The sequence below is a fragment of the Ruegeria sp. ABM4_193 genome, from assembly GCF_056158705.1.
In genome coordinates, this window is the sequence record NZ_JBSWTT010000001.1 from 687,672 (window position 1) to 709,532 (window position 21,861).

The 21,861-nt window shown below is 57.0% G+C and carries 27 protein-coding genes; 6 read left to right on the forward strand and 21 right to left on the reverse strand.

Annotated features, from left to right (window positions below):
* Nucleotides 1-60: 60 nt before the first annotated feature.
* Both ACXADZ_RS03370 and ACXADZ_RS03375 read right to left on the reverse strand, forming a co-directional pair.
* Entirely contained in the window at nt 61-546 is a 486-nt protein-coding gene (locus tag ACXADZ_RS03370) for a DUF3124 domain-containing protein (protein WP_171180915.1), read from the reverse strand.
* A gap of 154 nt (nt 547-700) precedes the next feature.
* Nucleotides 701-2,092 carry an aminotransferase family protein gene (locus ACXADZ_RS03375; RefSeq protein WP_171096246.1) on the reverse strand — a complete coding sequence of 464 codons (1,392 nt, stop codon included), beginning with the start codon at nt 2,090-2,092 and terminating at the stop codon, nt 701-703.
* 222 nt (nt 2,093-2,314) lie between these two features.
* On the opposite strand from ACXADZ_RS03375, the gene ACXADZ_RS03380 reads away from it, so the two are divergent.
* The gene (locus ACXADZ_RS03380) at nt 2,315-3,943 is read left to right on the forward strand and encodes an acyl-CoA synthetase (protein ID WP_475192665.1); all 1,629 of its coding nucleotides are present in this window, start codon (nt 2,315-2,317) and stop codon (nt 3,941-3,943) included.
* On the opposite strand, the gene ACXADZ_RS03385 is transcribed toward ACXADZ_RS03380, so the two are convergent.
* The 8 genes from ACXADZ_RS03385 to hmgA form a co-directional block, all read right to left on the reverse strand.
* Nucleotides 3,940-4,275 carry a DOPA 4,5-dioxygenase family protein gene (locus ACXADZ_RS03385; RefSeq protein ID WP_475192666.1) on the reverse strand — a complete coding sequence of 112 codons (336 nt, stop codon included), beginning with the start codon at nt 4,273-4,275 and terminating at the stop codon, nt 3,940-3,942. The genes ACXADZ_RS03380 and ACXADZ_RS03385 overlap by 4 nt on opposite strands.
* 86 nt (nt 4,276-4,361) lie before the next feature.
* Nucleotides 4,362-5,000, reverse strand: a complete 639-nt coding sequence (gene maiA, locus ACXADZ_RS03390) for a maleylacetoacetate isomerase (RefSeq protein WP_475192667.1) — start codon at nt 4,998-5,000, stop codon at nt 4,362-4,364.
* A gap of 11 nt (nt 5,001-5,011) precedes the next feature.
* Nucleotides 5,012-5,209, reverse strand: coding sequence for a DUF2783 domain-containing protein (locus ACXADZ_RS03395; protein WP_171105539.1), 198 nt, complete (start codon nt 5,207-5,209; stop codon nt 5,012-5,014).
* Nucleotides 5,210-5,214: 5 nt separating this feature from the next.
* Nucleotides 5,215-6,825 carry an FAD-dependent oxidoreductase gene (locus tag ACXADZ_RS03400; protein WP_475192669.1) on the reverse strand — a complete coding sequence of 537 codons (1,611 nt, stop codon included), beginning with the start codon at nt 6,823-6,825 and terminating at the stop codon, nt 5,215-5,217.
* A gap of 131 nt (nt 6,826-6,956) precedes the next feature.
* Nucleotides 6,957-7,907 (reverse strand): MBL fold metallo-hydrolase, encoded by a 951-nt coding sequence (locus ACXADZ_RS03405; RefSeq protein ID WP_475192670.1) that lies wholly within the window; start codon nt 7,905-7,907, stop codon nt 6,957-6,959.
* A gap of 86 nt (nt 7,908-7,993) precedes the next feature.
* Nucleotides 7,994-9,250 (reverse strand): fumarylacetoacetase, encoded by a 1,257-nt coding sequence (gene fahA, locus ACXADZ_RS03410; protein ID WP_475192672.1) that lies wholly within the window; start codon nt 9,248-9,250, stop codon nt 7,994-7,996.
* A gap of 21 nt (nt 9,251-9,271) precedes the next feature.
* Nucleotides 9,272-9,895, reverse strand: a complete 624-nt coding sequence (locus tag ACXADZ_RS03415; RefSeq protein WP_171671859.1) for a LysE family translocator — start codon at nt 9,893-9,895, stop codon at nt 9,272-9,274.
* Nucleotides 9,892-11,247: a homogentisate 1,2-dioxygenase gene (gene hmgA, locus ACXADZ_RS03420; protein WP_475192675.1), complete on the reverse strand. Its 1,356-nt coding sequence runs from the start codon at nt 11,245-11,247 to the stop codon at nt 9,892-9,894. Before hmgA ends, ACXADZ_RS03415 begins: the two co-directional genes overlap by 4 nt.
* 57 nt (nt 11,248-11,304) lie before the next feature.
* Between hmgA and ACXADZ_RS03425 the strand changes: the two genes are divergently transcribed.
* Both ACXADZ_RS03425 and ACXADZ_RS03430 read left to right on the forward strand, forming a co-directional pair.
* Nucleotides 11,305-11,757, forward strand: a complete 453-nt coding sequence (locus tag ACXADZ_RS03425) for a MarR family winged helix-turn-helix transcriptional regulator (protein WP_475192677.1) — start codon at nt 11,305-11,307, stop codon at nt 11,755-11,757.
* 60 nt (nt 11,758-11,817) lie between these two features.
* Nucleotides 11,818-13,068: an adenylate/guanylate cyclase domain-containing protein gene (locus ACXADZ_RS03430; protein WP_475192678.1), complete on the forward strand. Its 1,251-nt coding sequence runs from the start codon at nt 11,818-11,820 to the stop codon at nt 13,066-13,068.
* A 167-nt stretch (nt 13,069-13,235) separates the two neighbouring features.
* Here ACXADZ_RS03430 and ACXADZ_RS03435 read toward each other — a convergent pair whose 3' ends face one another.
* The gene (locus tag ACXADZ_RS03435; RefSeq protein ID WP_171096224.1) at nt 13,236-13,517 is read right to left on the reverse strand and encodes an HlyU family transcriptional regulator; all 282 of its coding nucleotides are present in this window, start codon (nt 13,515-13,517) and stop codon (nt 13,236-13,238) included.
* A gap of 173 nt (nt 13,518-13,690) precedes the next feature.
* Entirely contained in the window at nt 13,691-14,500 is an 810-nt protein-coding gene (locus tag ACXADZ_RS03440; protein ID WP_475192679.1) for a division plane positioning ATPase MipZ, read from the reverse strand.
* A gap of 218 nt (nt 14,501-14,718) precedes the next feature.
* Here ACXADZ_RS03440 and ACXADZ_RS03445 point away from each other — a divergent pair, with 218 nt between their 5' ends.
* Complete coding sequence (locus tag ACXADZ_RS03445) at nt 14,719-15,606, forward strand: AEC family transporter (protein WP_475192681.1); 888 nt, start codon at nt 14,719-14,721, stop codon at nt 15,604-15,606.
* Nucleotides 15,607-15,699: 93 nt separating this feature from the next.
* Nucleotides 15,700-16,071: a VOC family protein gene (locus ACXADZ_RS03450; protein ID WP_475192682.1), complete on the forward strand. Its 372-nt coding sequence runs from the start codon at nt 15,700-15,702 to the stop codon at nt 16,069-16,071.
* Nucleotides 16,072-16,143: 72 nt separating this feature from the next.
* Here the strand turns inward: ACXADZ_RS03450 and rpmE are convergent, their stop codons facing one another.
* Together rpmE and rplS are read right to left on the reverse strand one after the other, a co-directional pair.
* Nucleotides 16,144-16,365: a 50S ribosomal protein L31 gene (gene rpmE, locus ACXADZ_RS03455; RefSeq protein WP_170428949.1), complete on the reverse strand. Its 222-nt coding sequence runs from the start codon at nt 16,363-16,365 to the stop codon at nt 16,144-16,146.
* Nucleotides 16,366-16,376: 11 nt separating this feature from the next.
* Nucleotides 16,377-16,760: a 50S ribosomal protein L19 gene (gene rplS / locus ACXADZ_RS03460; RefSeq protein ID WP_152457026.1), complete on the reverse strand. Its 384-nt coding sequence runs from the start codon at nt 16,758-16,760 to the stop codon at nt 16,377-16,379.
* Between the two features lie 381 nt (nt 16,761-17,141).
* Here rplS and ACXADZ_RS03465 point away from each other — a divergent pair, with 381 nt between their 5' ends.
* Nucleotides 17,142-17,942 carry a glycoside hydrolase family 25 protein gene (locus ACXADZ_RS03465; RefSeq protein WP_475192684.1) on the forward strand — a complete coding sequence of 267 codons (801 nt, stop codon included), beginning with the start codon at nt 17,142-17,144 and terminating at the stop codon, nt 17,940-17,942.
* Here ACXADZ_RS03465 and ACXADZ_RS03470 read toward each other — a convergent pair.
* The 7 genes from ACXADZ_RS03470 to rpsP form a co-directional block, all read right to left on the reverse strand.
* Nucleotides 17,939-18,364 (reverse strand): hypothetical protein, encoded by a 426-nt coding sequence (locus ACXADZ_RS03470; protein WP_171671843.1) that lies wholly within the window; start codon nt 18,362-18,364, stop codon nt 17,939-17,941. The genes ACXADZ_RS03465 and ACXADZ_RS03470 overlap by 4 nt on opposite strands.
* A gap of 139 nt (nt 18,365-18,503) precedes the next feature.
* Nucleotides 18,504-19,313 carry a tRNA (guanosine(37)-N1)-methyltransferase TrmD gene (gene trmD / locus ACXADZ_RS03475; protein ID WP_475192685.1) on the reverse strand — a complete coding sequence of 270 codons (810 nt, stop codon included), beginning with the start codon at nt 19,311-19,313 and terminating at the stop codon, nt 18,504-18,506.
* On the reverse strand, nt 19,310-20,125 hold the full coding sequence (locus tag ACXADZ_RS03480) for a hypothetical protein (RefSeq protein WP_475192687.1): 816 nt from the start codon (nt 20,123-20,125) through the stop codon (nt 19,310-19,312). Before ACXADZ_RS03480 ends, trmD begins: the two co-directional genes overlap by 4 nt.
* Nucleotides 20,125-20,628 carry a ribosome maturation factor RimM gene (rimM, locus tag ACXADZ_RS03485; RefSeq protein WP_475192688.1) on the reverse strand — a complete coding sequence of 168 codons (504 nt, stop codon included), beginning with the start codon at nt 20,626-20,628 and terminating at the stop codon, nt 20,125-20,127. The genes ACXADZ_RS03480 and rimM overlap by 1 nt, the downstream gene beginning before the upstream one ends.
* Nucleotides 20,621-20,770, reverse strand: a complete 150-nt coding sequence (locus ACXADZ_RS03490) for a hypothetical protein (protein WP_171096206.1) — start codon at nt 20,768-20,770, stop codon at nt 20,621-20,623. Before ACXADZ_RS03490 ends, rimM begins: the two co-directional genes overlap by 8 nt.
* Nucleotides 20,771-20,776: 6 nt before the next feature.
* Nucleotides 20,777-21,412, reverse strand: coding sequence for a 5,6-dimethylbenzimidazole synthase (gene bluB, locus ACXADZ_RS03495; protein WP_475192690.1), 636 nt, complete (start codon nt 21,410-21,412; stop codon nt 20,777-20,779).
* Between the two features lie 12 nt (nt 21,413-21,424).
* Nucleotides 21,425-21,814 carry a 30S ribosomal protein S16 gene (rpsP, locus tag ACXADZ_RS03500; protein ID WP_170388164.1) on the reverse strand — a complete coding sequence of 130 codons (390 nt, stop codon included), beginning with the start codon at nt 21,812-21,814 and terminating at the stop codon, nt 21,425-21,427.
* Between the last annotated feature and the right edge of the window lie 47 nt (nt 21,815-21,861).

The window sequence follows — 21,861 nt, forward strand, 5'->3', positions numbered from 1 at the left end:
TTGCTTAGGTATTAGCTTAATGGTCGAGCTGGTCACATAGAAGCAAAGTAGTGGTCGGTGTTACGGTTCTTGTGACAACACCTGACCTCGGCTTGTAAACGAGATCCCTTGAGTGCCGCTTCCACCGACCATGATTGCTTCTACGATAGGGGGTGACACCGGAACTTCTGCCGACCATGTGACTACGAAATTCGCGCCAATGCCGTCTCCGACGCTACCAATAGGTACAAGCGCATTCATTGACCCAAATGGCATCAGTTGAACGGGCTCATTTATGAGGGTTTCGAGAAGCTGCCCCGCTCTGTCGTAATATTCGACGCGCTCAACTTTGATCTCTGATTGAAGACTAATGTTGTGCACAACGAGGGTAGACGCGAGCGGTTCGCTGCGCCCCTCCTGCGTGAATACTCGCGAGTAGGAGGGAACATAGATGACTTGAGATGTTACACTCTCCGAAACTTGTGCGAATGAAGGGCTTGGTACAGTCGTCAACGAAACCAAAGCCATTGAGAGTGACCAGAAATATCTGCGGGAGAAAAACTTCATTTAGGAGAATGCTCCGTTTGTTCAGTCGTGAATATGAGCATACGGATGACAAGATTCGGCGCAAGAAAATGACCGCTTTGTCCGCACTTCGACTATTCACAAAAAAAACCGACACTCGATGTGCCGGTTTTTCTTTTTTTGATATTCGGTCAGCTTACCCGAAAACACGCCCCAGCGCGCCATCGACCGCGTCGGTGATCTGGTCGATGTCGTCCGCCGTTGCGATCAGTGCGGGCGAGAAGCACAGCGTGTTGTTACGGCTGGGGATCGAGCGGTTGGTGGCACCGATGATGACGCCCTGCGCCATACAATCGGCGACAACGGCTTGAACCCGCTTTTCGTCCATCGGGTCTTTGGTCGCACGGTCAGTGACCAGTTCGGCCCCCAGGAACAGGCCCTTGCCGCGTACGTCACCAATGACTTTGTGCTTTTCCATCAACGCTTGCAGGTTGCCCATCATGCGGTCGCCCATGTCGGTGCAATTGCCCAGCAGGTTCTCATCTTCGATGATGCGCATGTTCTCAATCGCTGCCGCCGGACCGGCCGTGCAGCCGCCAAAGGTCGAGATGTCACGGAAATAGTTCAGCGGATCCGACGCGTCGTCCTTGAACATGTCAAAGACTTCTTCGGTGGTGACCATGCAGGCAATCGCCGCATAGCCCGAGGCCACGCCCTTGGCCATGGTCACGAAGTCAGGTTTAATGCCGTATTGCTGGTATCCGAACCATGTGCCGGTCCGGCCAACACCGCAGACAACCTCGTCGATATGCAGCAGCACGTCGTATTTCTTGCAGATCTCCTGCACGCGCTGCCAATACCCTTCGGGCGCTTCGATTACGCCGCCGCCAGCCGTTACCGGTTCAAGGCACAGGGCACCAACTGTGTCGGGGCCTTCGCGCAGGATGACCTCTTCGATCTGATCCGCCGCCCATTCGCCGAAATTCTCTTCCGGTGCGCCGTCCAGTTCGTGCTTGCGGTATTCCATGCAGTGCGGCACGCGTACGAAGTCAGGCGCGAAAGGTCCGTATTGCGCAGTCCGTTCATCCTGACCGCCGGCCGACATGGTTGCCAACGTCGAGCCGTGATAGTCGCGGTCGCGGTACAGAATCTTGGTCTTCTTACCGCCGTAGCGCTTGTGCGCGATCTGACGGACCATCTTGAAGGCTTTCTCGTTCGCTTCAGAACCGGAGTTTGTGTAGTAGACGCGGCTCATGCCGGGCATCTTGTCGATCAGCTGTTCGGCAAAGATTGCGCCGGGGATCGAGCCTGCCGAGTTGGCGAAATAGCACAGTTTCATCAACTGATCATAGACGGCCTTGCAGATCGATTCGCGGCCATAGCCAACGTTCACGGTCCACACTCCACCGGAAACAGCGTCCAGGTGTTCTTTGCCCTTCTGGTCCCAGACGCGCATGCCTTTGCCTTCGACAATGATGCGCGGGTCATTGGTTTCAAAGGGTTTATGCTGAATCAGGTGGTGCCAGATATGAGCGCGGTCGGCCTCGACCACGCGGGAAAGATCGTTTTCGTTGAACGTGCCGTCCATGACAAGTCCTTTCACTGAGATGCGCTTGAGGGGCTATTGGTCAGGCCATACCCCCGCCTGTGTTTAAGATGCTTCAGATCACCGCGAAAGGCCTGGTGTAAGTAGGGCCAGATCGCGCCATCCCATATTGCCAGAAGTTGGGCCTATCGTATTACTACGGATTTGTCAGAGCACCAAGATTATGCTCAAGTCGCGCGAACTGTGATTTGGGAGGATCAGCAGATGACAGCCACAAACATCTACGAGCGTCATTTGGACAAAAGCCGGGCCAACTACACGCCTTTGTCGCCGCTGACGTTCCTTGAGCGAACGGCGCAGGTCTATCGGGATTACCCCTCGGTGGTGTATGGAGACCGCCGGTATTGCTGGGCTGAAACCTATGCCCGGTGCCGACAACTGGCGGGTGCTCTGACCGCGCGCGGAATTGGTAAGGGTGACACCGTTTCAATCATCGCAGCGAATATTCCCGAGATGTATGAGGCTCATTTTGGCGTGCCGATGGCAGGCGCTGTTCTGAACGCCATCAACACGCGCCTGGATGCACCAATCGTCGCTTTCATTCTAAATCACGCCGAAGCCAAGGTGCTACTGGTTGACCCGGAGTTTTCAGGTGTTGTGAAAGAGGCGCTGAAGCAGGTCGAGCGTGACATTTTGATTATCGATATCGAAGACCCGAGCTTCGAGGGCGGTGAGACACTGGGCAGTCTGACATATGATGCTTTGCTGAGCGAAGGTGACCCGGAATTCAATTGGTCCCTGCCAGACGATGAGTGGGACGCAATCACGCTGAACTATACCTCTGGCACAACGGGCAATCCGAAAGGGGTTGTTTATCATCACCGGGGCGCAACCCTGAACGCGCAGTCGGACTTGCTGGATTGGGATATGCCCAAACATTCCGTCTACTTGTGGACACTGCCGATGTTTCACTGCAATGGTTGGTGTTTCCCTTGGGCCACGGCGGCAAATGCGGGTGTGTCTGTCTGTCTGCGCGCCGTCCGGGCCGAGCCGATCTATGCGGCGTTCCGCGATGAGAAAGTCACCCATTTCTGCGGTGCGCCCATCGTTTTGAACATGCTGGCCCATGCACCGGATGAGCTGAAAGACTTTGATCACCAGATCAAGGTAATGACCGCAGGTGCCCCACCGCCTGCGGCAGTGATCGAAGCGATGGAGGCGATGGGCGTCGAGGTCACCCATGTCTACGGCCTGACCGAGACTTACGGGCCCTCGGTCGTGTGTGCCTGGAAAGACGAGTGGAATGAGAAAGGGCCAGAAGATCGCGCTGCTTTGAAGGTGCGCCAAGGCGTTCGGTATACGGCGCTGTCTGGCCTGATGGTGGCCGATCCCGAAACGATGGAACCCGTGCCTTCTGATGGCGAAACCATGGGTGAGATTTTCATGCAGGGCAACGTGGTGATGAAAGGGTATCTTAAGAACCCGGACGCCACGGATGGGGCCTTTAAAGGCGGCTGGTTTGCATCCGGCGATCTGGGTGTCATGCACCCAGACGGCTATATCGCGCTCAAGGATCGATCCAAGGACATCATCATTTCAGGCGGCGAGAATATCTCGTCCGTTGAGGTCGAGGGTATCCTTTATAAACACCCAGCTGTGATGGAGGCGGCCGTGGTTGCGCGTCCAGACGAAAAATGGGGCGAAACGCCTTGTGCCTTTGTCGAGCTGAAACCCGAAGCAACCGCGACCGAAGCAGAGCTGATTGCCTTCTGCCGGGACAATATGGCCCATTTCAAAGCACCTAAGACCGTCGTGTTTGGCACCCTGCCGAAGACATCTACGGGCAAGGTGCAAAAATTTGTCCTGCGGGATCAGGCGCGGTCGCTGGACTAAAGCTTGGCGAAGATCGAAAGGTTCAGATCCAACATCTCACCCATCCAGATTGCCCGATCGCGGTGATCTTCCAGATGCTCACCGGTTTCGGGATGGGTGAACACGGTCAGGCCCTGCCGGTTCAGCATCAGCCATGGCATGACCTGATCAAAAGCATCGGCGGCAAAGCCCAACTGGCAACTCCAGCGCGGATGAGGACCGACGTTGCGGGCATGCATACGCCCCATCTGAACCGGGAACAGCCTTGCGGCCTCTTCACAGACCTGTTGCGCCGTATCCTGCGTGTCGGCATCGAAATAGACATGGGCGTGGTAGCCGGTGATCTCGGGCATGGGGGACCTCATTTCTTTGATTTATCAAAGCTAAGGTCAAACGGGGCAAACGCCTAGGCGCACAGGCACACAGGGCCTGTGCAGGGTTATTGGGGTGCATGCGCGTCGGGGTGCGCTGCAACAAAGGCCGGATGACTAGCACAGGCGGCTTCAACCCCCCGAACACGTGGCATGTCCGACAGGTCCACCTGCCAGCGGCGTGCGTTGTAGAGTTGGGGGATCAAGCAGATGTCGGCGAGGCCGGGCTCCGAACCGACACAATATGGTGTCTGTTCAAAGGTGCCCAACATGCTCTCAAAAGCTTGCAAGCCTGGCCGGATGAAGTACCGCATCCAATCTCCGGGCATGTCGGTTGCTTCTTTGCTTAACGACGTCGCATGACGTGCGACAGACAGGTTGCAGACCGGGTGAATATCCACCGCAATCGCATATGCAAGTGCCTGTACACGCGCGCGCTCGACCGCGTCGTCGGGTAGTAAATTAAGTTGGCGCGTTCGGTCCAGATAGTCGAGGATGACCAAAGACTGTGTCAGGCGGTGCCCGTCGACCTCCAGTACCGGCACATACCCTTGCGGATTTCGTGCCAAATGCTCAGCGCTTTTGTGTTCGCCGCTTACCAGATCGACAACAACCGCGTGATAGTCGATAGCGGCTAAATTCAGGGCGATCCGCACACGATAGCTGGCTGAGGATCGCCAATAGTCGAAGAGAACGGGTTTATTCACGTTAAAACCCGTCAGTTTTCGGTCAAAGCGGCTGCGCGAATGGCGTCGGACAACACCGTTCCGTCGCCGATGTGATTGGCAAGAACCAACACCAGTCGGGCGTTCAGCGCGTCGCTGTCGGCTTTTTCAAGCCCTTCATGCGCCGCCAAAAGGGTGGCGTAAAAGTCGTCGGCGTTGTCGAAATTGGGGGTTAGGATCAAGTCTGACATTGCGCTTACTCCTTACCGCAAGCTCTGCGGATCGCATGACGGAAACTGTTTTCTTCAAAGCTGTCCCGCCGAGCGGCTACGTGCTGATCCGGGCGGATCAGATACACAGCGCTGGTTGCATTACCCAAGTAACGACGTTTGAGAGCCAGCGTCAGGTCGTCTTTGACCGACAACGCCAGCCGAGTGACCTCAATCCCATCCTCTTCCAGAGTGTCTGGGGCATCGGCATCAATGGTCAGCAAGGTAAATTTGCCCGCCAGCTTCGGCAGCAGGAATTCATCGCCCAGTGGGGCATCCGGGCAGGCCGACCCCGGGCGTGTGCAGGCTGGGCCGTTCAGCGCATCGGCCGAGTTCAACGAAGACCCGTCATACGTGCAGGGTTGGCTCAAGCGCCCGGAGTTCACCAATGGTCGGGCAAATTCATACTGTTCGCTTAGATCCAGAACCGCATCGCGCAGAACCCGCGACATCTCGGATTTTGGCGTGATGAAATCGGTCGACCGGCTGGATTTCTGGATATTTTCGTCGGCCCCCTGCACGCGTTCCGCGTTGTAGGTGTCCAACAGGCTTTCAGGGGCTTTGCCCTCGAGCACCAGCTTCAGTTTCCAGCACAGATTGTCGGTATCTTGCAAACCCGAGTTTGCCCCGCGTGCGCCAAAGGGGCTGACCTGATGCGCACTGTCGCCCGCAAACAGAACACGCCCCTTGCGGAAGCTTTCCATGCGGCGACACTGGAAGGTATAGATCGAGACCCATTCCAGCTGGAACTCGACGTCTTCGCCCAGCATCGCCTTGAGGCGTGGGATGACATTCTCGGGGCGCTTTTCACGCTCCTTGTCGATGTCCCAGCCTAATTGCAGGTCGATGCGCCAGACGTTGTCAGGCTGCTTGTGCAACAGCGCAGATTGTCCCCGATTGAATGGCGGATCGAACCAGAACCAGCGTTCTGATGGGAAATCGGCATCCATGATCACATCCGCGATCAGGAAGTTGTCTTCGAACACACGCCCTTCGAAATCAATGCCCAGCATCCGGCGGGTGGGAGAGGTGGCTCCGTCGCAAGCGATCAGCCATTCAGCCTCAAGCGTGTAGGGGCCTTCGGGGGTTTCGACCTCCATCCGAACGTGATCCTCGTGCGTGCCAATGGCCTCGACCTTGTTGCGCCCACGAATTTCAATCGGTGCGCCTTCTGCCTGAAGCTCGCGAACCCGTTGAACGAAGTAATCTTCGAAATGGTATTGCTGCAGGTTGATGAAAGCCGGATTGGCATATCCTTCATCCGGTTGCAGGTTGAAGTCATAGACCTGGCGATCATCGAAAAAGACCTTGCCGCGATCCCACAACACGCCTTTGTCGACCAAGCGGTGTCCACATCCCAGACGGTCGGCAATTTCCAAAGTGCGCTGAGAAAAACAAATAGCGCGGCTGCCGAAACTGACCTTGTCGTTCTCGTCCAGAACCACAACTTCGATCCCTTGTTGGGCCAGATCGATGGCGGCGGCCAAACCAACCGGACCGGCACCAATCACGATGACCTTGCGCCTGACGGGCGTGGGACTGTCCTGATCAGGGCTGCGTTCATAGCCATAAAGCGGCGTTTCAAAGATCTTGTTCATGGGCTCCCCCCAAGCAGATGCACCAAAGTGCTGCATATCCTGTCCCCCGGCGACAGGCGCCGGAGGCCTTGGCTTATGGTTTCATCGAATCCCGCCGCGTAAAACGATCTGGATCAAACCGGGTCGTTTTGTCATCCTTGCAGGGCTTCCCACATCTCAAGGTCGCGCTGGGCGGTCCAGATACGCGGCGTGTCGATGCCACGTGCCTCGTCATAGGCGCGCGCCACGTTGAACGGCAGGCAGTGTTCGTAGATTGCGTAGTCAGCGAATTTCGGATCACACTCGGCGCGCACGGCGTCCCAGGCTTCCTTCAGGCTGCCGCCGCGTGCAGCCACCTTGGCGGTCGGGCGGTAGGTGCTGCTGACGAAATCGCGGGTGTTCTCGATTGCGGCGTTCACCATTTCTTTGCCAACCAGCGCGTCACCCCGACCCGGAGCGATGGCATCGACATCGAACCATTTGATCGCATCCAGCGTGTCACCCCAGTCGCTGAAGTGCCCATCGCCGCAATAGCAGGCCGAATGGTATTCGACGATGTCACCGGTAAACATCACGTTCTGATCTGGCACATGAATTACGATATCACCGGCAGTGTGCGCACGGCCCAGATGCATCAGATCCACGCGACGGTTGCCCAGATAGACGGTCATCGTGTCGCTGAACGTGGTGGTGGGCCAGGTCAGGCCGGGGATGCTTTCGTGCCCTTCGAACAGGCGAGGAAACCGTTGGAACTCGCTGTCCCAATCCTCCTGCCCGCGTTCTACGACCATGGCGCGGGCCATGTCTGACATCAGTATTTGCTGAGCGCCAAACGCGCTTGCGCCCAGAACGCGAACGGCGTGGTAGTGGGTCAGGGCCACATGCGTGATCGGCTTGTCTGTAACTGATCGAACGCATTCGATCACCTTGTTGGCCAGACGCGGTGTCGCCTGCGCCTCGACAATCATCACGCTGTCATCGCCGATGATGACGCCCGAGTTCGGGTCGCCTTCAGCCGTAAAGGCATAGAGTCCTTCGCCCACCTCGGTGAAGCTGATCTTTTTCTCAGACATGTCCCCCTGGGACGCGAATGCTTTGGCCATCTTGGTATTGTCCTTTTGCGCTTGCGCGGAAGGCTGCGGTTGGAAGCCTCCGGCGGGAGTATTTGGAAAAAGATGAAGTCAGTGCGTCATCGTTCGAAAGGGGAAGTAAGGGCAGGCAGAACGGTGCCAACACAGTCACCGAAGCCGATTGTATAGCCGTCGCCTTTGGCCGCGCCGGTCAGGGTGAGTGTGTCGCCGTCCTCGATGAAGCTGCGGGTTTCACCGCTGTCCAGCGTCAGAGGTTCCTTGCCGCCCCAGCTGAGTTCCAGCAACGAACCGCGTTCGGGTTTGGTTGGTCCGGAAATGGTGCCCGACCCCAGCAAATCACCTGCATTCATCGGACAGCCGGACGTCGTGTGGTGGGCCAGTTGCTGCGCGGCGGAATAGTACATCTGGTTGTAGTTGGTCTGCGCAATTGTCGTAGCAGGCTGCCCAGCAGGTGCCATGGTGATCGACAGGTCGATATCATAGAGCATCGGGCCGCAGTCTTTCAGGTGATCCAGCAACTCGAACTCACGGGCCGGCGTGTCACAGCGGAAAGGCTCCAGCGCTGCCTTGGTGACAATCCAGGGGCTGATTGAAGTTGCGGTGGCTTTGGCCTGAAACGGACCGAGTGGCTGGTATTCCCAAGCCTGGATGTCGCGCGCAGACCAGTCGTTCAGCAGGACGTAGCCAAAGATATTGTCGTCCGCCTCTTGCACCGAGATTGGGCCATCCGAAGGGGTGCCGACAATCGCGCCCATCTCAAGCTCGATGTCAAAACGGCGGCTGGGCAGGAAGGCGGGTATATCTTGGTCTGGCGCTTTTAGCTGCCCCCACGGGCGGCGAATATCCGTGCCCGATACCACGACCGAAGACGCGCGCCCGTTGTACCCAATGGGAATATGCAGCCAGTTTGGCGGCAATGCGTTTTCCGGCCCCCGGAACATCGTGCCCACGTTGAATGCATGGTTCCGGCCTGCGTAGAAATCGGTGTATTCACTGACCGCGAAAGGCAGGTGCATCTCGGCGTCGTCTTGTTTGACAAGCAATGGTTCAACCTTGCTTTGCTCGTCCGAGCCCTCGGTCAGAAGGCTGATCAGACGTTCCCGCAGGGCGGCCCAGACAGCGGGGCCTTCTTCCATCAACGGGTTCCAGAACGGCATGTCGAACAGAGGCTCATCGCTTAGGGTGATCAATCCTTCGGCTTCGGCGGCTGTGACGTCGAGGATCATGTCCCCAATGGCCACACCGCAGCGCGGATCGTCGCCCTCGGTCGAGAAGACGCCATAAGGCAGGTTGTTCAGTGGGAACGGATGTGTCGCGTCATTGGCCGACGTCACCCAGGATGTCATTAGAGGCATACGATGTCCCTGTTTTGTTGGTTAAGTTGAGGGGCGAAGGGATTTCAGCCCCAACAAGATAGCAGCCAGGATCATGAAGCTGCCGCCAATGCGGTCAAGCCACAGCTTTGCAGGACCTTGCAAACGGCGGGCCAGCCAGCTTGCGCTGCCGCCATATGCGGTCAGGAACATCCCGTCCATGACCAGATAGGTGGCCGAAAGAATGGCGAATTGCGGCCAGAAAGGCAGTGCTCCGTCAATGAACAGTGGGAACAGCGCTGCAAAAAAGACCACGGCTTTGGGATTCGCGGCAGAGGTAATAAACCCCTGCATCCAAAGCGATTTGCGACTTGCCTTGGGCGCGGTTTGCGCATCAGACACGCGCGCTTTGAGGATCTGTTTGACCCCAAGGTAAACCAGATAAGCCACACCCAGCCATTTGATGACTGTCAGCGCGGTGGCGGATGTGGCAATCAGCGCGGCCAGGCCCAGCCCCGCCGCCAACATCTGCAGAAAGTTCGCCGTCAGATCTCCGGCAGCGGTGAATAGCCCGCGCCGAAGCCCGTTGGTGGCTGAGTTTGACAACATCAACAACTGGCTGGGTCCCGGTGTGCTCATCAGCAGCAGGACCGTTGCCATATAGGTGAACCAGATATCCAAGCTCATTTCTTACCCGGTGTTCCGTCGAACTTCTTCTCCAGCGATGTCCAGCAGTCGATATAATCATCCTGCAAAGGCGCTTCGGTGGCGGCAAACGGTGTCAGATGCTGCGGGAAGCGGGTTTCGAACATGAACGACATTGTCTTGTCTAGCTTGTCCGGTCCCAGGTTGGAATATGAAGCCTTGTCAAAGGCTTCCCTGTCGGGGCCGTGCGGGATCATCATGTTGTGCAGGCTTGTGCCACCGGGCACGAAGCCCTGTGGTTTTGCATCATACTGGCCGTAAATGTTGCCCATGAGCTCGGACATGATGTTTTTGTGGTACCACGGCGGGCGGAACGTGTCCTCCATCACCATCCAGCGTTCGCGGAAAAGAACAAAGTCGATATTGGCCGTGCCAGGCTGGCCAGACGGTGCCGTCAGAACCGTAAAGATTGACGGGTCAGGATGGTCGAACAGGATCGCGCCGACCGGGCAATAATTGCGCAAGTCATATTTGTAGGGCGCATAGTTGCCGTGCCACGCAACCACATCGAGCGGACTGTGCCCGATCTTGGTGGTGTGGAACTGGCCGCACCATTTGATCGTCACGGTCGACGGGGTTTCGCGATCTTCAAACGCAGCTACGGGCGCTTTGAAGTCGCGCGGGTTGGCCATGCAGTTTGCGCCAATCGGACCACGGCCCGGCAGTTCAAATTTTTGCCCGTAGTTTTCGCAGACAAAACCGCGCGCGGGGCCTTCCAAAACCTCGACCCGGTACAGCAGACCACGCGGAATAATTGCGATCTCTTTGGGTTCCAGATCGATGATGCCCAGCTCGGTCGCAAAACGCAGGCGTCCTTCCTGCGGAACAACCAACAGCTCGGAATCGGCCGAGAAGAAGTAGTCATCCACCATGGATTCGGTGACCAGATAGATGTGGCTGGCCATGCCCACTTGCGTGTTCACATCCCCCGCCGTGGTCATGGTCCGCATCCCGGTCATCCAGTTCAGACCTTCATCAGAATGTGGGACGGGATCCCAGCGATACTGACCCAGGCTGATCACATCCGGGTCGATGCACGGTGCCGATTTCCAATAGGGGAGGTCGATTTTTTCGTAGCGGTGTGAATGTTTTACCGATGGTCGAATGCGATAACACCAAGTGCGTTCGGGCGGGTTCGCAGTGAAGGCGGTACCGCTCAGCTGCTCTCCGTAAAGGCCATAGTTGCACCGCTGTGGGCTGTTCATCCCTTGTGGCAGCGCGTCGGACAGGGCCTCGGTCTCAAAGTCGTTTCCAAAGCCGGGCATATAGCCGGCATGTGTGCCGACCGGCGTTGCAGCCTGCGTCAGCATATGCGGATCACTCGGACGATTCATGATGCTTTCCTCCGTTTGCTGCTTGTCGGGTAATAGTTGATTTTGTAACTAACAAGCATGTCACACGTAGAATCCAAAAAAAATGATGAGTTTGATCTGCAAAATTTTCTGCCCTTCCTGCTGAACCAGGCAGCTGAACAGGCGTCATTGGAATTTCAGAGCGTATACAAAGGCCGTTATGGGATGCTCAGAACCGAATGGCGGGTGCTGTTTCATCTCGGGCTATTTGGCGAGATGACCGCGAAAGAGATTTGCGAACGTGCCAGAATGCACAAGACCAAGATCAGCCGCGCGGTCGCCAAGCTGGAACAGCGTCGTTACTTGAAACGCACACGCGATGAAGCGGACCGGCGTGCAGAATGGCTGACACTAACACCGGCTGGGCAAACCGTGTATCGTGACTTGCATGGCGTCGCCGCAGACTATGATGCGAAACTGTCGGGCCTGTTTGATGCGGAGGAAGCCGCGCTGTTGCGTAAAATGCTGCGAAGATTGGCTGGTTTGGACTGACCACTGGCAATTGATGGGCATGATCCCCAGATGGGATGCATGCTTGATACGGACACAAATATGACCTCGTTAGACTCTTCGTCGGTACCCACACACAAGCTGATCGATTGGTTGGTCAATAAGGGGCTTGAAGGGGCCGGGCAGGAAGAATTGCTGGAAGGCTTTTGCACCCGGCTGGTCGATATGGGCATCCCGTTGATGCGCTTTCACGCAGCCCAGTCCACTTTGCACCCAGTTTACGGCGGTATGGGTTACAGTTGGTACAACGGCACAGGCGGTGAATTCGAACGGTTTGAAAATACCGATGAACCCAGCGAGGTTTGGCAGCAAAGTCCGCTGTATGCCCTGTTGCATGAGGATCTGGATGAAATCCGGGTCAAACTGGTCGAACATAATGAACCCAGTCGCTTTCCGCTGTTGAACGACCTGCGGGAAATCGGGGCAACCGATTATTATGCCACGGGCTTGTCTTATGAAGGGGCTAAGCAGTTGCGCCCCAATGGCGCAAAGAAGGTCGGCGATGGCGTTCTGATGTCCTGGACCAGTGACGCACCAACCGGTTTTGACGACGGCGATCTGAACCATATCCACACCGTTCTGCCGCATTTGGGTCTGGCGCTTAAGTCCGCCAAGAACCAGAACCTGACCAAGGATCTGATGCGTGTTTACCTGGGCCGCGATGCCGGTCGTCGGGTTTTGTCAGGTGAAATCCAGCGCGGGTCTTTGCAGCAGATCGATGCGGTAATTTGGAACTTCGACCTCGAAGGCTTCACCACCCTGTCAGAGGATCTGCCGGGGCACGAGATTATTGACATGCTAAACGACTATCTGGCCGTGGTAGTGGGCGTGGTGCATGACAGGGGCGGTAATATCCTGAAATTCATGGGCGATGGTCTGATGGCCATGTTCGATGTCGGCGAAATCGACGAAGATGCCCGCGCCGCGCTGAGCGCGGTTCCCCTGTTGCAGTCGCGTATGGATGCGTTGAACGCTCAACGACAGGAGCAAGGCCTGCCAGTGGCCAATTACACGCTGGCTCTGCATTCAGGCGAAATTCTCTATGGCAATATCGGTTCTGAGACGCGGTTGGATTTCACAGTCATCGGCCCGGCCGTCAATCAGGCCGCCCGTATTGCGGGAATGCACCGGTCTCTGGGACAGAGGATCCTGATCTCAGACGACGTCGCCCGCGCCGCACAACCCTGCGTGCAAGAGCTTGTGTCAGTGGGTCGTTACATGCTGCGCGGAGTGAACGAACCGAAAGAGTTGTTTACGGTGTACAGTCCCAGTGGGCAATCCGTAACCGATTGAAACTGAGCCTGTTCCTAAGTTGATGGACCTTGCAGAACGTCTTGGTTCCTTCCTTCTGCGGTCGTACCCTACATTGACGCTATTGGCTGCATGAACAAGGCCGAGGGTGTGTCGTTCGGCAAGCGCAGGTCACATGGTAATCGTCGTTCGCATCTCGGACAAAAAAGCTATCGGTTTCCAGCATCGAATATGCGTTCGCCCTGCTCGTCAATCACCTGCTTCGCCTTGGTGATGCTGAAGCTCTCGGCCTGATCCCGGCTTTCAAAGACATCTGCCCGGATCACCGCTTGCGTTTTACGCTCTCCGTCGATGGTCTTTTCGATTCGGGCCGAAAGGCGATACTTGCCACCCTCGGCAATCAGGTCTGGGAAGATTTCGAACCCTTTGTATGCGACCGGCTCAGGACCCGACTTTTCGCCGCCACCAAAGAGTTTTGAGAAGAGTGACACGGACCAGCTCCTTTCAGCTTGTTTGGATCAGAGACTAACGCGGCTAGGGGCGGGGTTGAAGTGCGCTGAACGGTTGGTTCACCGGATCCTCGATTCTATTGCATCCTGGCTGCCACTCAGTGCTGGAATCCAACTGCTGGATTTGTTTACACAGCGTCCGACAGGGCCTTGGATCAGAAATCGATCTCCACGCCCGGCAAGCTCAGCTCTTTCATCATGTCGCGCAGTTCCTGACGGGCGGCGATGTTCGAGATGTTCAACTGCTTTACGCCGATATCCTTGAGATCCAGCAGGGTCAGGCCACGGGGGAACAGTTCGCGGAAGATAACCCGTTCGGAAAAGCCCGAAGCGACGCGAAAGCCGATGCGCTGCGACAGCATCTCGATCGCGCGCTGCATCTTTTCCTTGTTGACCATACGCTGCGTGCCGACCCGGTTGCGGACCACGACCCAGTCGATGGGTTTCAGCCCAGCTTGGGCCCGTAACTGACGCGCGTTCCAGACCATTTCGGAATAGACCGATGGGCCGAGGATCTTTTCCCCCTTCGAGTCGATCCGCGCCAAAAGGTCGAAGTCGATGAAGCTGTCGTTCAGCGGCGTGACCAGCGTGTCGGCCAACGAGTGCGCCACCTGGCTGAGACGGGTGTGAGAGCCCGGGCAGTCGATCAGGATGAAGTCGCTGTCGCTTTCCAGTTGCGATACAGCGGCGGACAGGCGGTGGTCATAGATGTTCTCGCCGGGTTTCAGCGTGGCGGCATCGATCTCGGGCAGGTCGTGATGACGCGGGCTGGGCAGGGTCAGGTCCGAGCTTTTGAGGAAGTTGTTCCGGTTCTCGAAATAGCGTCCCAGACTGCGCTGGCGCAGGTCCAGATCCAGCGTGCTGACCTTGTGCCCCAATCGGGCCAGCGCGGTTGCCACATGCATCGACACGGTCGATTTGCCTGCGCCGCCCTTTTCGTTCCCGACCACGATGATATGTGCCATGCTTGTATTCCCAAGTCCCGCCGTGCTTCGCTACACGTTGTTGGCACCCACTATATGTTGTGTCGCGTTGGAAGGAAAGAACCTCAAGCGGCGGTTTCGGGCAATATCAGACCCTATTTTGGAAAACCCTGCGCGGTGCGCGGGTTACGGGCGCGCGCTTGCCAATGCGAGGGACCTGATTCACAGTCAGCATGCATGTTGAGCAGGGAGAATGCAGTTTGGAACACCTGTTCCTGAACGTTTTGAACGTGGTTTTGCCGGTCTTGATCTGCGCCGGGATTGGCTATGGCCTTGCGCTGATTCACGCTCCCTTCGACAACAAGGTGATCGGTGGGATCGTCTCAAAGGTGGGTTATCCTACGCTGATTATTTCGCACCTTTCGACGACCAATTTGGCTGTAAGCACTTTTCTGGATATGATGACCGCTGCCGCTTTGGCGGTGGCAGGGTTCGGTGTGTTGGGTATTGTCGCCCTAAAGGCCCTGCGCCTGCCGGTCAGGGCGTTTCTGACGCCGTTGATGCACGGAAATGTTGGCAATATAGGTTTGCCAATCACCCTGTTGGCACTGGGTGATGCAGGTATGGCCTATACGATGGCGTTTGTGGTGGTTGTGCTGATCAGCATCTTTACTGTCGGGATGTGGATCCCGGCCGGAGAATTCTCGCCCCGGAAACTGGCTTCTTCACCGATTATTTATGCCGTAGCGCTTTCACTGATCCTGATGGCGACAGGAACCAGCCTGCCGCAGCCGATTGCAAAATCTTTTGATATTCTGGGAGGACTGTCGATTCCGCTGATGTTGCTGACATTGGGTCATACCTTGGCGACATTGCAGGTCAAAAGCCTGGGACGGGCGATCATATTAACGCTGATGCACCTAGTGATGGCCGTTGTCATCGCCAGCGCCTTGATCTGGCTGTTCGGGTTTACGGGACCGGAACGGGGCGCTTTGATTCTGTGCTGCCTGATGCCGTCGTCTGTGGCGACCTACCTCTTCATCGATCAGCATGTACCGGAATACGGGCCAGATGTGGCAGGCTTCATTCTGGTCTCGACATTGGCGACAATACTGGTGCTTCCGGTGGCGCTGTCCTACTGGATTTGACTTCAAACCGATGCCGGTTTCGTGACTTGTAACGCCTTAGCGACTGACCGACTATGCCCGGGAAATCATACAGTATTCAAAAGGGCTCCACTTATGATCGGATATGTAACCATCGGCGTTTCCAACATGGACGCCGCCAAAACATTTTACACTTCACTGTTCGAAGGCATAGGCGCGCAGGTTCTGATCGATGCTGGTCGCATTGCCTTTATCGGCAATAACCCGGGGGCTCCGATGCTGGCCGTGTGCGAGCCGTATGATGGCAATGACTGTGCTTCGGGAAACGGCAACATGGTGTCTTTCGCCGCCGATACAAAGGAGGCCGTTTCCGCAATGTATGACAAAGCGATCAGCCTTGGCGCGACAGACGAAGGCGAGCCCGGGCAACGCGTGCCGGACCGGTTTTATGGTGCATATGTGCGGGACCCTGACGGCAACAAGCTTTGTTTTTATGTCTTCGGTTGAAGCCGGATTAAGCCCAGGCAAGAAAAAAGGCCGCCCGATGGGGCGGCCTTTCGCATTTCATTTCGGTCAAGCTTAGAAGCCCAGACCTTCGTATTTCTTTTTGAACTTCGACACACGGCCGCCGGCGTCCATCAGGCGCGACGAGCCACCGGTCCATGCCGGGTGCGAAGAGGGGTCGATTTCCAGAGCCAGCTGGTCGCCTTCTGCGCCCCAGGTGGATTTCATCTGAACCACGGTGCCATCGGTCATTTTGACGTTGATGACGTGATAATCGGGATGGATGTCTTTTTTCATCTTTCCGCTCCTTACGCCTCGGCGCCAGCCTTGGGCTTGTAGTTGGTGACTTCTGCGATACGTGCGGATTTACCGCGACGGGTGCGCAGATAGTACAGTTTGGCGCGACGGACGCGGCCACGGCGGACAACGGTGATGCTGTCAATGTTGGTCGAATACAGCGGGAACACACGTTCCACGCCTTCGCCAAACGAAATTTTGCGAACGGTGAACGAACCGGCAATGCCATTGCCGTTGTTGCGCGCGATGCAGACGCCTTCATAGTTCTGCACACGGGTGCGCGACCCTTCGGTCACCTTATAGCCGACACGGATGGTGTCACCGGCTTTGAAGTCGGGGATGTCTTTCCCCAGGGCGGCAATCTGTTCCGCTTCAAGCTGTGCGATCAGGTCCATCGCAGGTACTCCTATCTGCTCGTGGTTGGTCCACGAAGTTTGGGCACGGCCTGAGAGCTCTTGGTCTTCATCGGGTCCTGCACGCAGCCCGCCAGAGGTCAGATCGACTGTTCCTTAAGTCCGGTTCCATCTGACACATCCCTGCCGAAGAAAGCTGGGCGTTACGCCATGATTCAAACCAAAACACCGGAGTCGCAGATTGCGGCACCGGATTGCGGTCGTTTAAGGGGATTGTACGCAGGGATCAAGAGCAAATCGCATCGAATTGCCGGGCAATACTGGTGGGATTCCGCCAGTCGCAAACTGCAGCGTTGCCTTGCCTCTCAGATCGGGCATTCTGAGACAAATTGAAAGAGCAGAATTTAAGACAGGACTTCAAGGATGCGAATTGCATTTGTGCTGGCAGTTTCGGCTGCTTTGCTTGTGTCATGCGGACACGGTGGCCCGAAGCCTCAGGCGGTCGAGCCTGTGCCGGGCGTGGACCGGACAGCACCGTCGGTGATTTACCCCGATTTTGGTGACGCTGATCCGCATGATTGGGAGGGCCGTCATCCCGGCCTGTATCCTATCCACGGGCTGGATGTTTCGCGATGGCAGAGGGCAATAGACTGGCGCAGGGCCAAAGCTTCGGGTGTGAGCTTTGTGTTCATGAAAGCAACCGAAGGTGGAGATGTGGCCGATCCGATGTTCGATGACCATCGACGCGGCGCACAGGCCGCCGGTGTGCCTTGGGGAGCTTACCACTACTACTATTTCTGTCGTTCGGCCCGTGAACAGGCCCGTTGGTTCATCCGCAACGTTCCCAAAGGCGCGGACTTACCGCATGTGTTGGACATGGAATGGACGCCGCATTCGAAGACCTGCACCTTGCGGCCCGACGGCAAAACCGTTCGCGCTGAGGCGCAACGGTTCCTGGATATTTTGGAACGGCACTATGGTCGTCGTCCCATTGTCTATACGACTGTGGATTTCTTTGAAGATACCGACATCGCTCGCCTGCCAAAGACCGAGTTCTGGCTGCGTTCGGTTGCCGGCCACCCGCGTGAGGTTTACCCGCGCACTGTTTGGCGTTTCTGGCAGTACACTGGCACCGGGTTAGTGCCAGGTGTTCAGGGCAGGGTGGACATCAACGCCTTTAACGGCACGCCAGAAAACTGGGCCAGATGGAAGGCCAAGCCTTAGACCTTCGGCGTTCCGTAGGTTTCAATCGTACCGCCGCTGACCAGATGATCCAGCCGTCGCTCGCGTTCTTCGCCATAGGCGTTGCGCAGCCAAAAGGACTCACCCGCGCTAAGCTCGCGGCGTTCAAAACCACGTTCGCGCAGGCAGCGGTCCACCTGATCGATCTCACCCTGTACGCGCAGCCCGTCTTGCATCGGGGCGGTTACGGCTGGTCCGATAATGATTCCCCAAAGGAGAATGTTAGTCGCATACCCCCCGATGACTGCGGCGTTCCCACCCTCATCTGCTTCTTGTGAGCAGGAATCGACCGCAACCCGCGCTGAGTGCAGATTGTGGCCAGCTTGTGTGGGAACAGACATTCCGAGTGGCTTTGTTGTGCAGGCCGAAGCGGCCAACAACGCGCCAAGCAATAGCTTTTTCATAATGTAGTCAGTCTCACTTCAATCTTTATCGCCCACGAATCCTATGGGCCCAGAAATTGAATAGATTGAGGCGTTCTCAACTTCAAATGGCAAACGGACAAAGAAATTTTATGCGGCATCCCCGCCACATCCCCGTCCTTTAGTCCGGTTTTCCGGGCTTGGATTTTACATACTCTGCCCAGATGTCGGGACGTCGATCGCGGGTGATATCTTCTGCCATTCTGTGACGCCATTCCGCAATGCGGCCATGGTGACCTGACATCAAAACCTCAGGGATTGGGCGCCCTTTCCAGTCTGCGGGGCGTGTGTATTGCGGGTGTTCCAGCAGGCCCGAGGAAAAGCTTTCTTCCTCGTTAGAAGCCTGATTGCCCAGAACGCCGGGGATCAGACGAACGGTCGCGTCGATCAGAGCTTGCGCCGCGATTTCCCCGCCGGTCATTACAAAGTCACCCAGCGATACTTCCTGTACCCCGTAGTGCTCCAATACCCGCTCGTCCACACCTTCGAAGCGGCCGCACAACAAGGTCATGCCATCGCATCGAGCGAGGTTCTGCATCATGCGCTGGTCCATGCGTCGCCCGCGCGGACTAAGGTAGATAAGAGGCCAATTGCCATGAACACCCGCCATCGTATGTTCAATAGCTTCACCAAGAACATCCGCGCGCAGCACCATGCCAGCACCGCCACCGGCTGGCGTGTCATCGACGTTGCGGTGCTTGCCAACGCCGAACTGCCGCAGGTCCACCGTCTCGAGCTGCCACAAGCCTTCCTGCAAAGCCTTGCCAGTCAGGCTTTCGCCCAGCACTCCGGGAAAGGCTGTCGGAAACAGCGTGATGATCTTTGCTTTCCAGACCCCGTGCAAATCCGGCGTCGGAGTCATTAGTTCACGCGGTTTCAAAGTCGGCCGGATCGCTTTACGGCCGTGGGATTTGCTGGGTTTGTCTGTCATGTCTGGCGGGCCAGTTCGGTCTGGGCAGTTTGGATCAAAGCCTTCTTCTGGGTGATCAAAGCGGCTTCGTCCAGTGATGAACGGTTCAAAGACAGCATTTCCTGCAACACCTCGTCAGAAAAGCTGGGGCTTACGCGTGCAGGACCTCGAAGCAGCGCAGCTTTCTCGGGCGGCAGATCCAGGAAATTGGCAAACGGCGCACCTGCTCCGAGGGGATGGTTCTGCACCTGTTCCAAAAACGCAGTCTCGACGGTGATGGTCGGTAGCCGATCCCTGATCGTGTCTGCAGTTTCTTGCAACGTGGGCAGATGCGCCAAATCAGAGCAGAAACCGTCCAGATCCTGCACGATCCGAGTTTGGTGCAGATCATGAGCCCACAGGCTGCGCAGCCACGCCTCGCGCTGGCGCAGAGACAGGTAGACAGTGATATCGACCTCGTCGCCCAGAAGTCGTCGGCGCAGCACACTGACCAGCGTCTCGGCCAGTTCGGGTGCGGCCCCATAACCTTCCTCCCGGTTTCTGCTGGGGCGCAGGCCCAGAAAGTTCTCTTCGCTCAGGATCAGGCCCCGGCGTTCGCCAAAATCCAAACCGTCCAAAAAGGTTTGAATTTGTCCACCAAACCCGGCCAGCGTCGCGTCCAGCCGATAGATTGAATGGCGAGTAGCGGCCTCGCTCAGCCCGGACTTGCGGGTCTTGTAGGGTAGAACCAATGCAAAGTGGGGCCAGACCAATTCACGGTTTTCATGCAGAAACGACTGTGCTGCGGTCATGCCTGTCTTGTGCAGGCCCAGATGCAGCAATATGCGCCGCATTAGATCAGACCTTCGGGCGGGTCAGCCACAATACGGCCTTGCTCAAGATCCACCGTTGGCACCACTTGCAGCGTAAAAGGCAGCAAAACGGTGGATTTCAGACCCGGCCCATGCAGTTCCAGCAAATCTGCGGCGCCGTGGTTCTGTACGGATTTGACTTTGCCCAGCAGCGTGCCACCGGTGTCATAGACATCCAGTCCGATCAGGTCGGTGTGATAAAACTCATCATCGGGAAGCGACGGCAACTGATCGCGCCGCGCAAAAAGGCGCAGACCGTTCAGCGCATCGGCTTCTTCCTTGGTTTCGACCCCGCCCAGACGTGCCGCAAACCCGTTTTTGATGGTGCGCGTCAAAACAACCGGATAACGCTGTTCGCCGGTCTCATCTGTCAACGGAGAGTAGTGTTCGATATCTTCGGGCACGGCGCAAAAGCTTTTCAGACGCACTTCGCCGCGCACGCCGTACGACCCCGCAACGCTGCCGACGCAGATCAGATCACTCATTGGACGCGCCTGTTGTCAAACAAATCCCGTTTCTCCATTCGCCAAGGCCTTCGCAGGCTTCGCGTTGATTGTTGCGTTCGAAGAACACGCCGACAATAAAGGCGATCAGCAGCAAAATGGGAAGTCGAATCAATCCGAACATGGGACCTTACCGTGTTTCGATCGCCAGGGATTGGGCGCGGTTTTCCCAGCCTACCTGTTCCAGTTCCGGTGTGTCTGATACCTGTTCAGGCCATCCAACGCAGAAGTATCCGATGAGTCGCCAGTCTTCCGGCACGCTCAGATCGCGTATCATTTGTTCGGGATCCAGGATCGACACCCAACCCAGTCCCAACCCCTCGGCCCGCAAGGCCAGCCAGAACAGTGTGATTGCCGAAACTACAGAGTAACGCCGCATCTCGGGCATTGTGCCCGCACCCAGCCCCAAGCCTTTGTCGGTGCTGTCGTCGCAGAATACGGCCAGTTGCACGGGGGCCTCTTGCATCCCGGACAGTTTCAGGCGGCTGTAAAGCTGCGCCTTGTCACCGGAATACCCCGCCAGCGCATCATCGTTGGCGGTTTGAAAATTCTTAAGCGCGGCAGCGCGGGCTGCTTCGCTTTCGACGCGGATCACGCGCCAGGGTTCGCTGAGCCCCACCGAAGGGGCCAGTTGAAATGCGTCGAGGCAGCGCAACAGCACCGCCTCGTCCACGGTGTCGGTGCGGAACCGGCGCACATCACGCCGGAGCCGCAACAACAGGTCAAACTGCGTGCGAAAATCGTCGGTGAAAGTCTGATCCCGCACGCGCTTGCCTGCTTATTCTTCTGCAGCCGCTTCTTCAGCCGGTGCAGCAGCCGCTTCGGCAGCTTCAGCAGCCTTTGCAGCCTTCTCTTCCGCGCGTTCCTGAGCTTTCTTGCCCGGGGTGCCCTTGTTGGGGTTGTTGCGCTCGGCTTTTTCACGGGTGCCGGCAGCTTCCAGCATACGCGCGATACGGTCGGTGGGCTGAGCGCCCTGATCCAGCCAGTACTGGATGCGCTCCATGTTCATTTTCACGCGCTCTTCGCTGTCTTTCGGCAGCAGCGGGTTGTAGGTGCCCAGTTTCTCGATGAAACGGCCGTCACGGGGCATGCGGCTGTCAGCAGCCACGATGCGATAGAAGGGACGCTTTTTCGAGCCGCCGCGGGCGAGACGAATTTTCATTGCCATGGTGGTATCTCCTTTGAATGGCATCACGCCGGAGGCGTGTCTTTTGT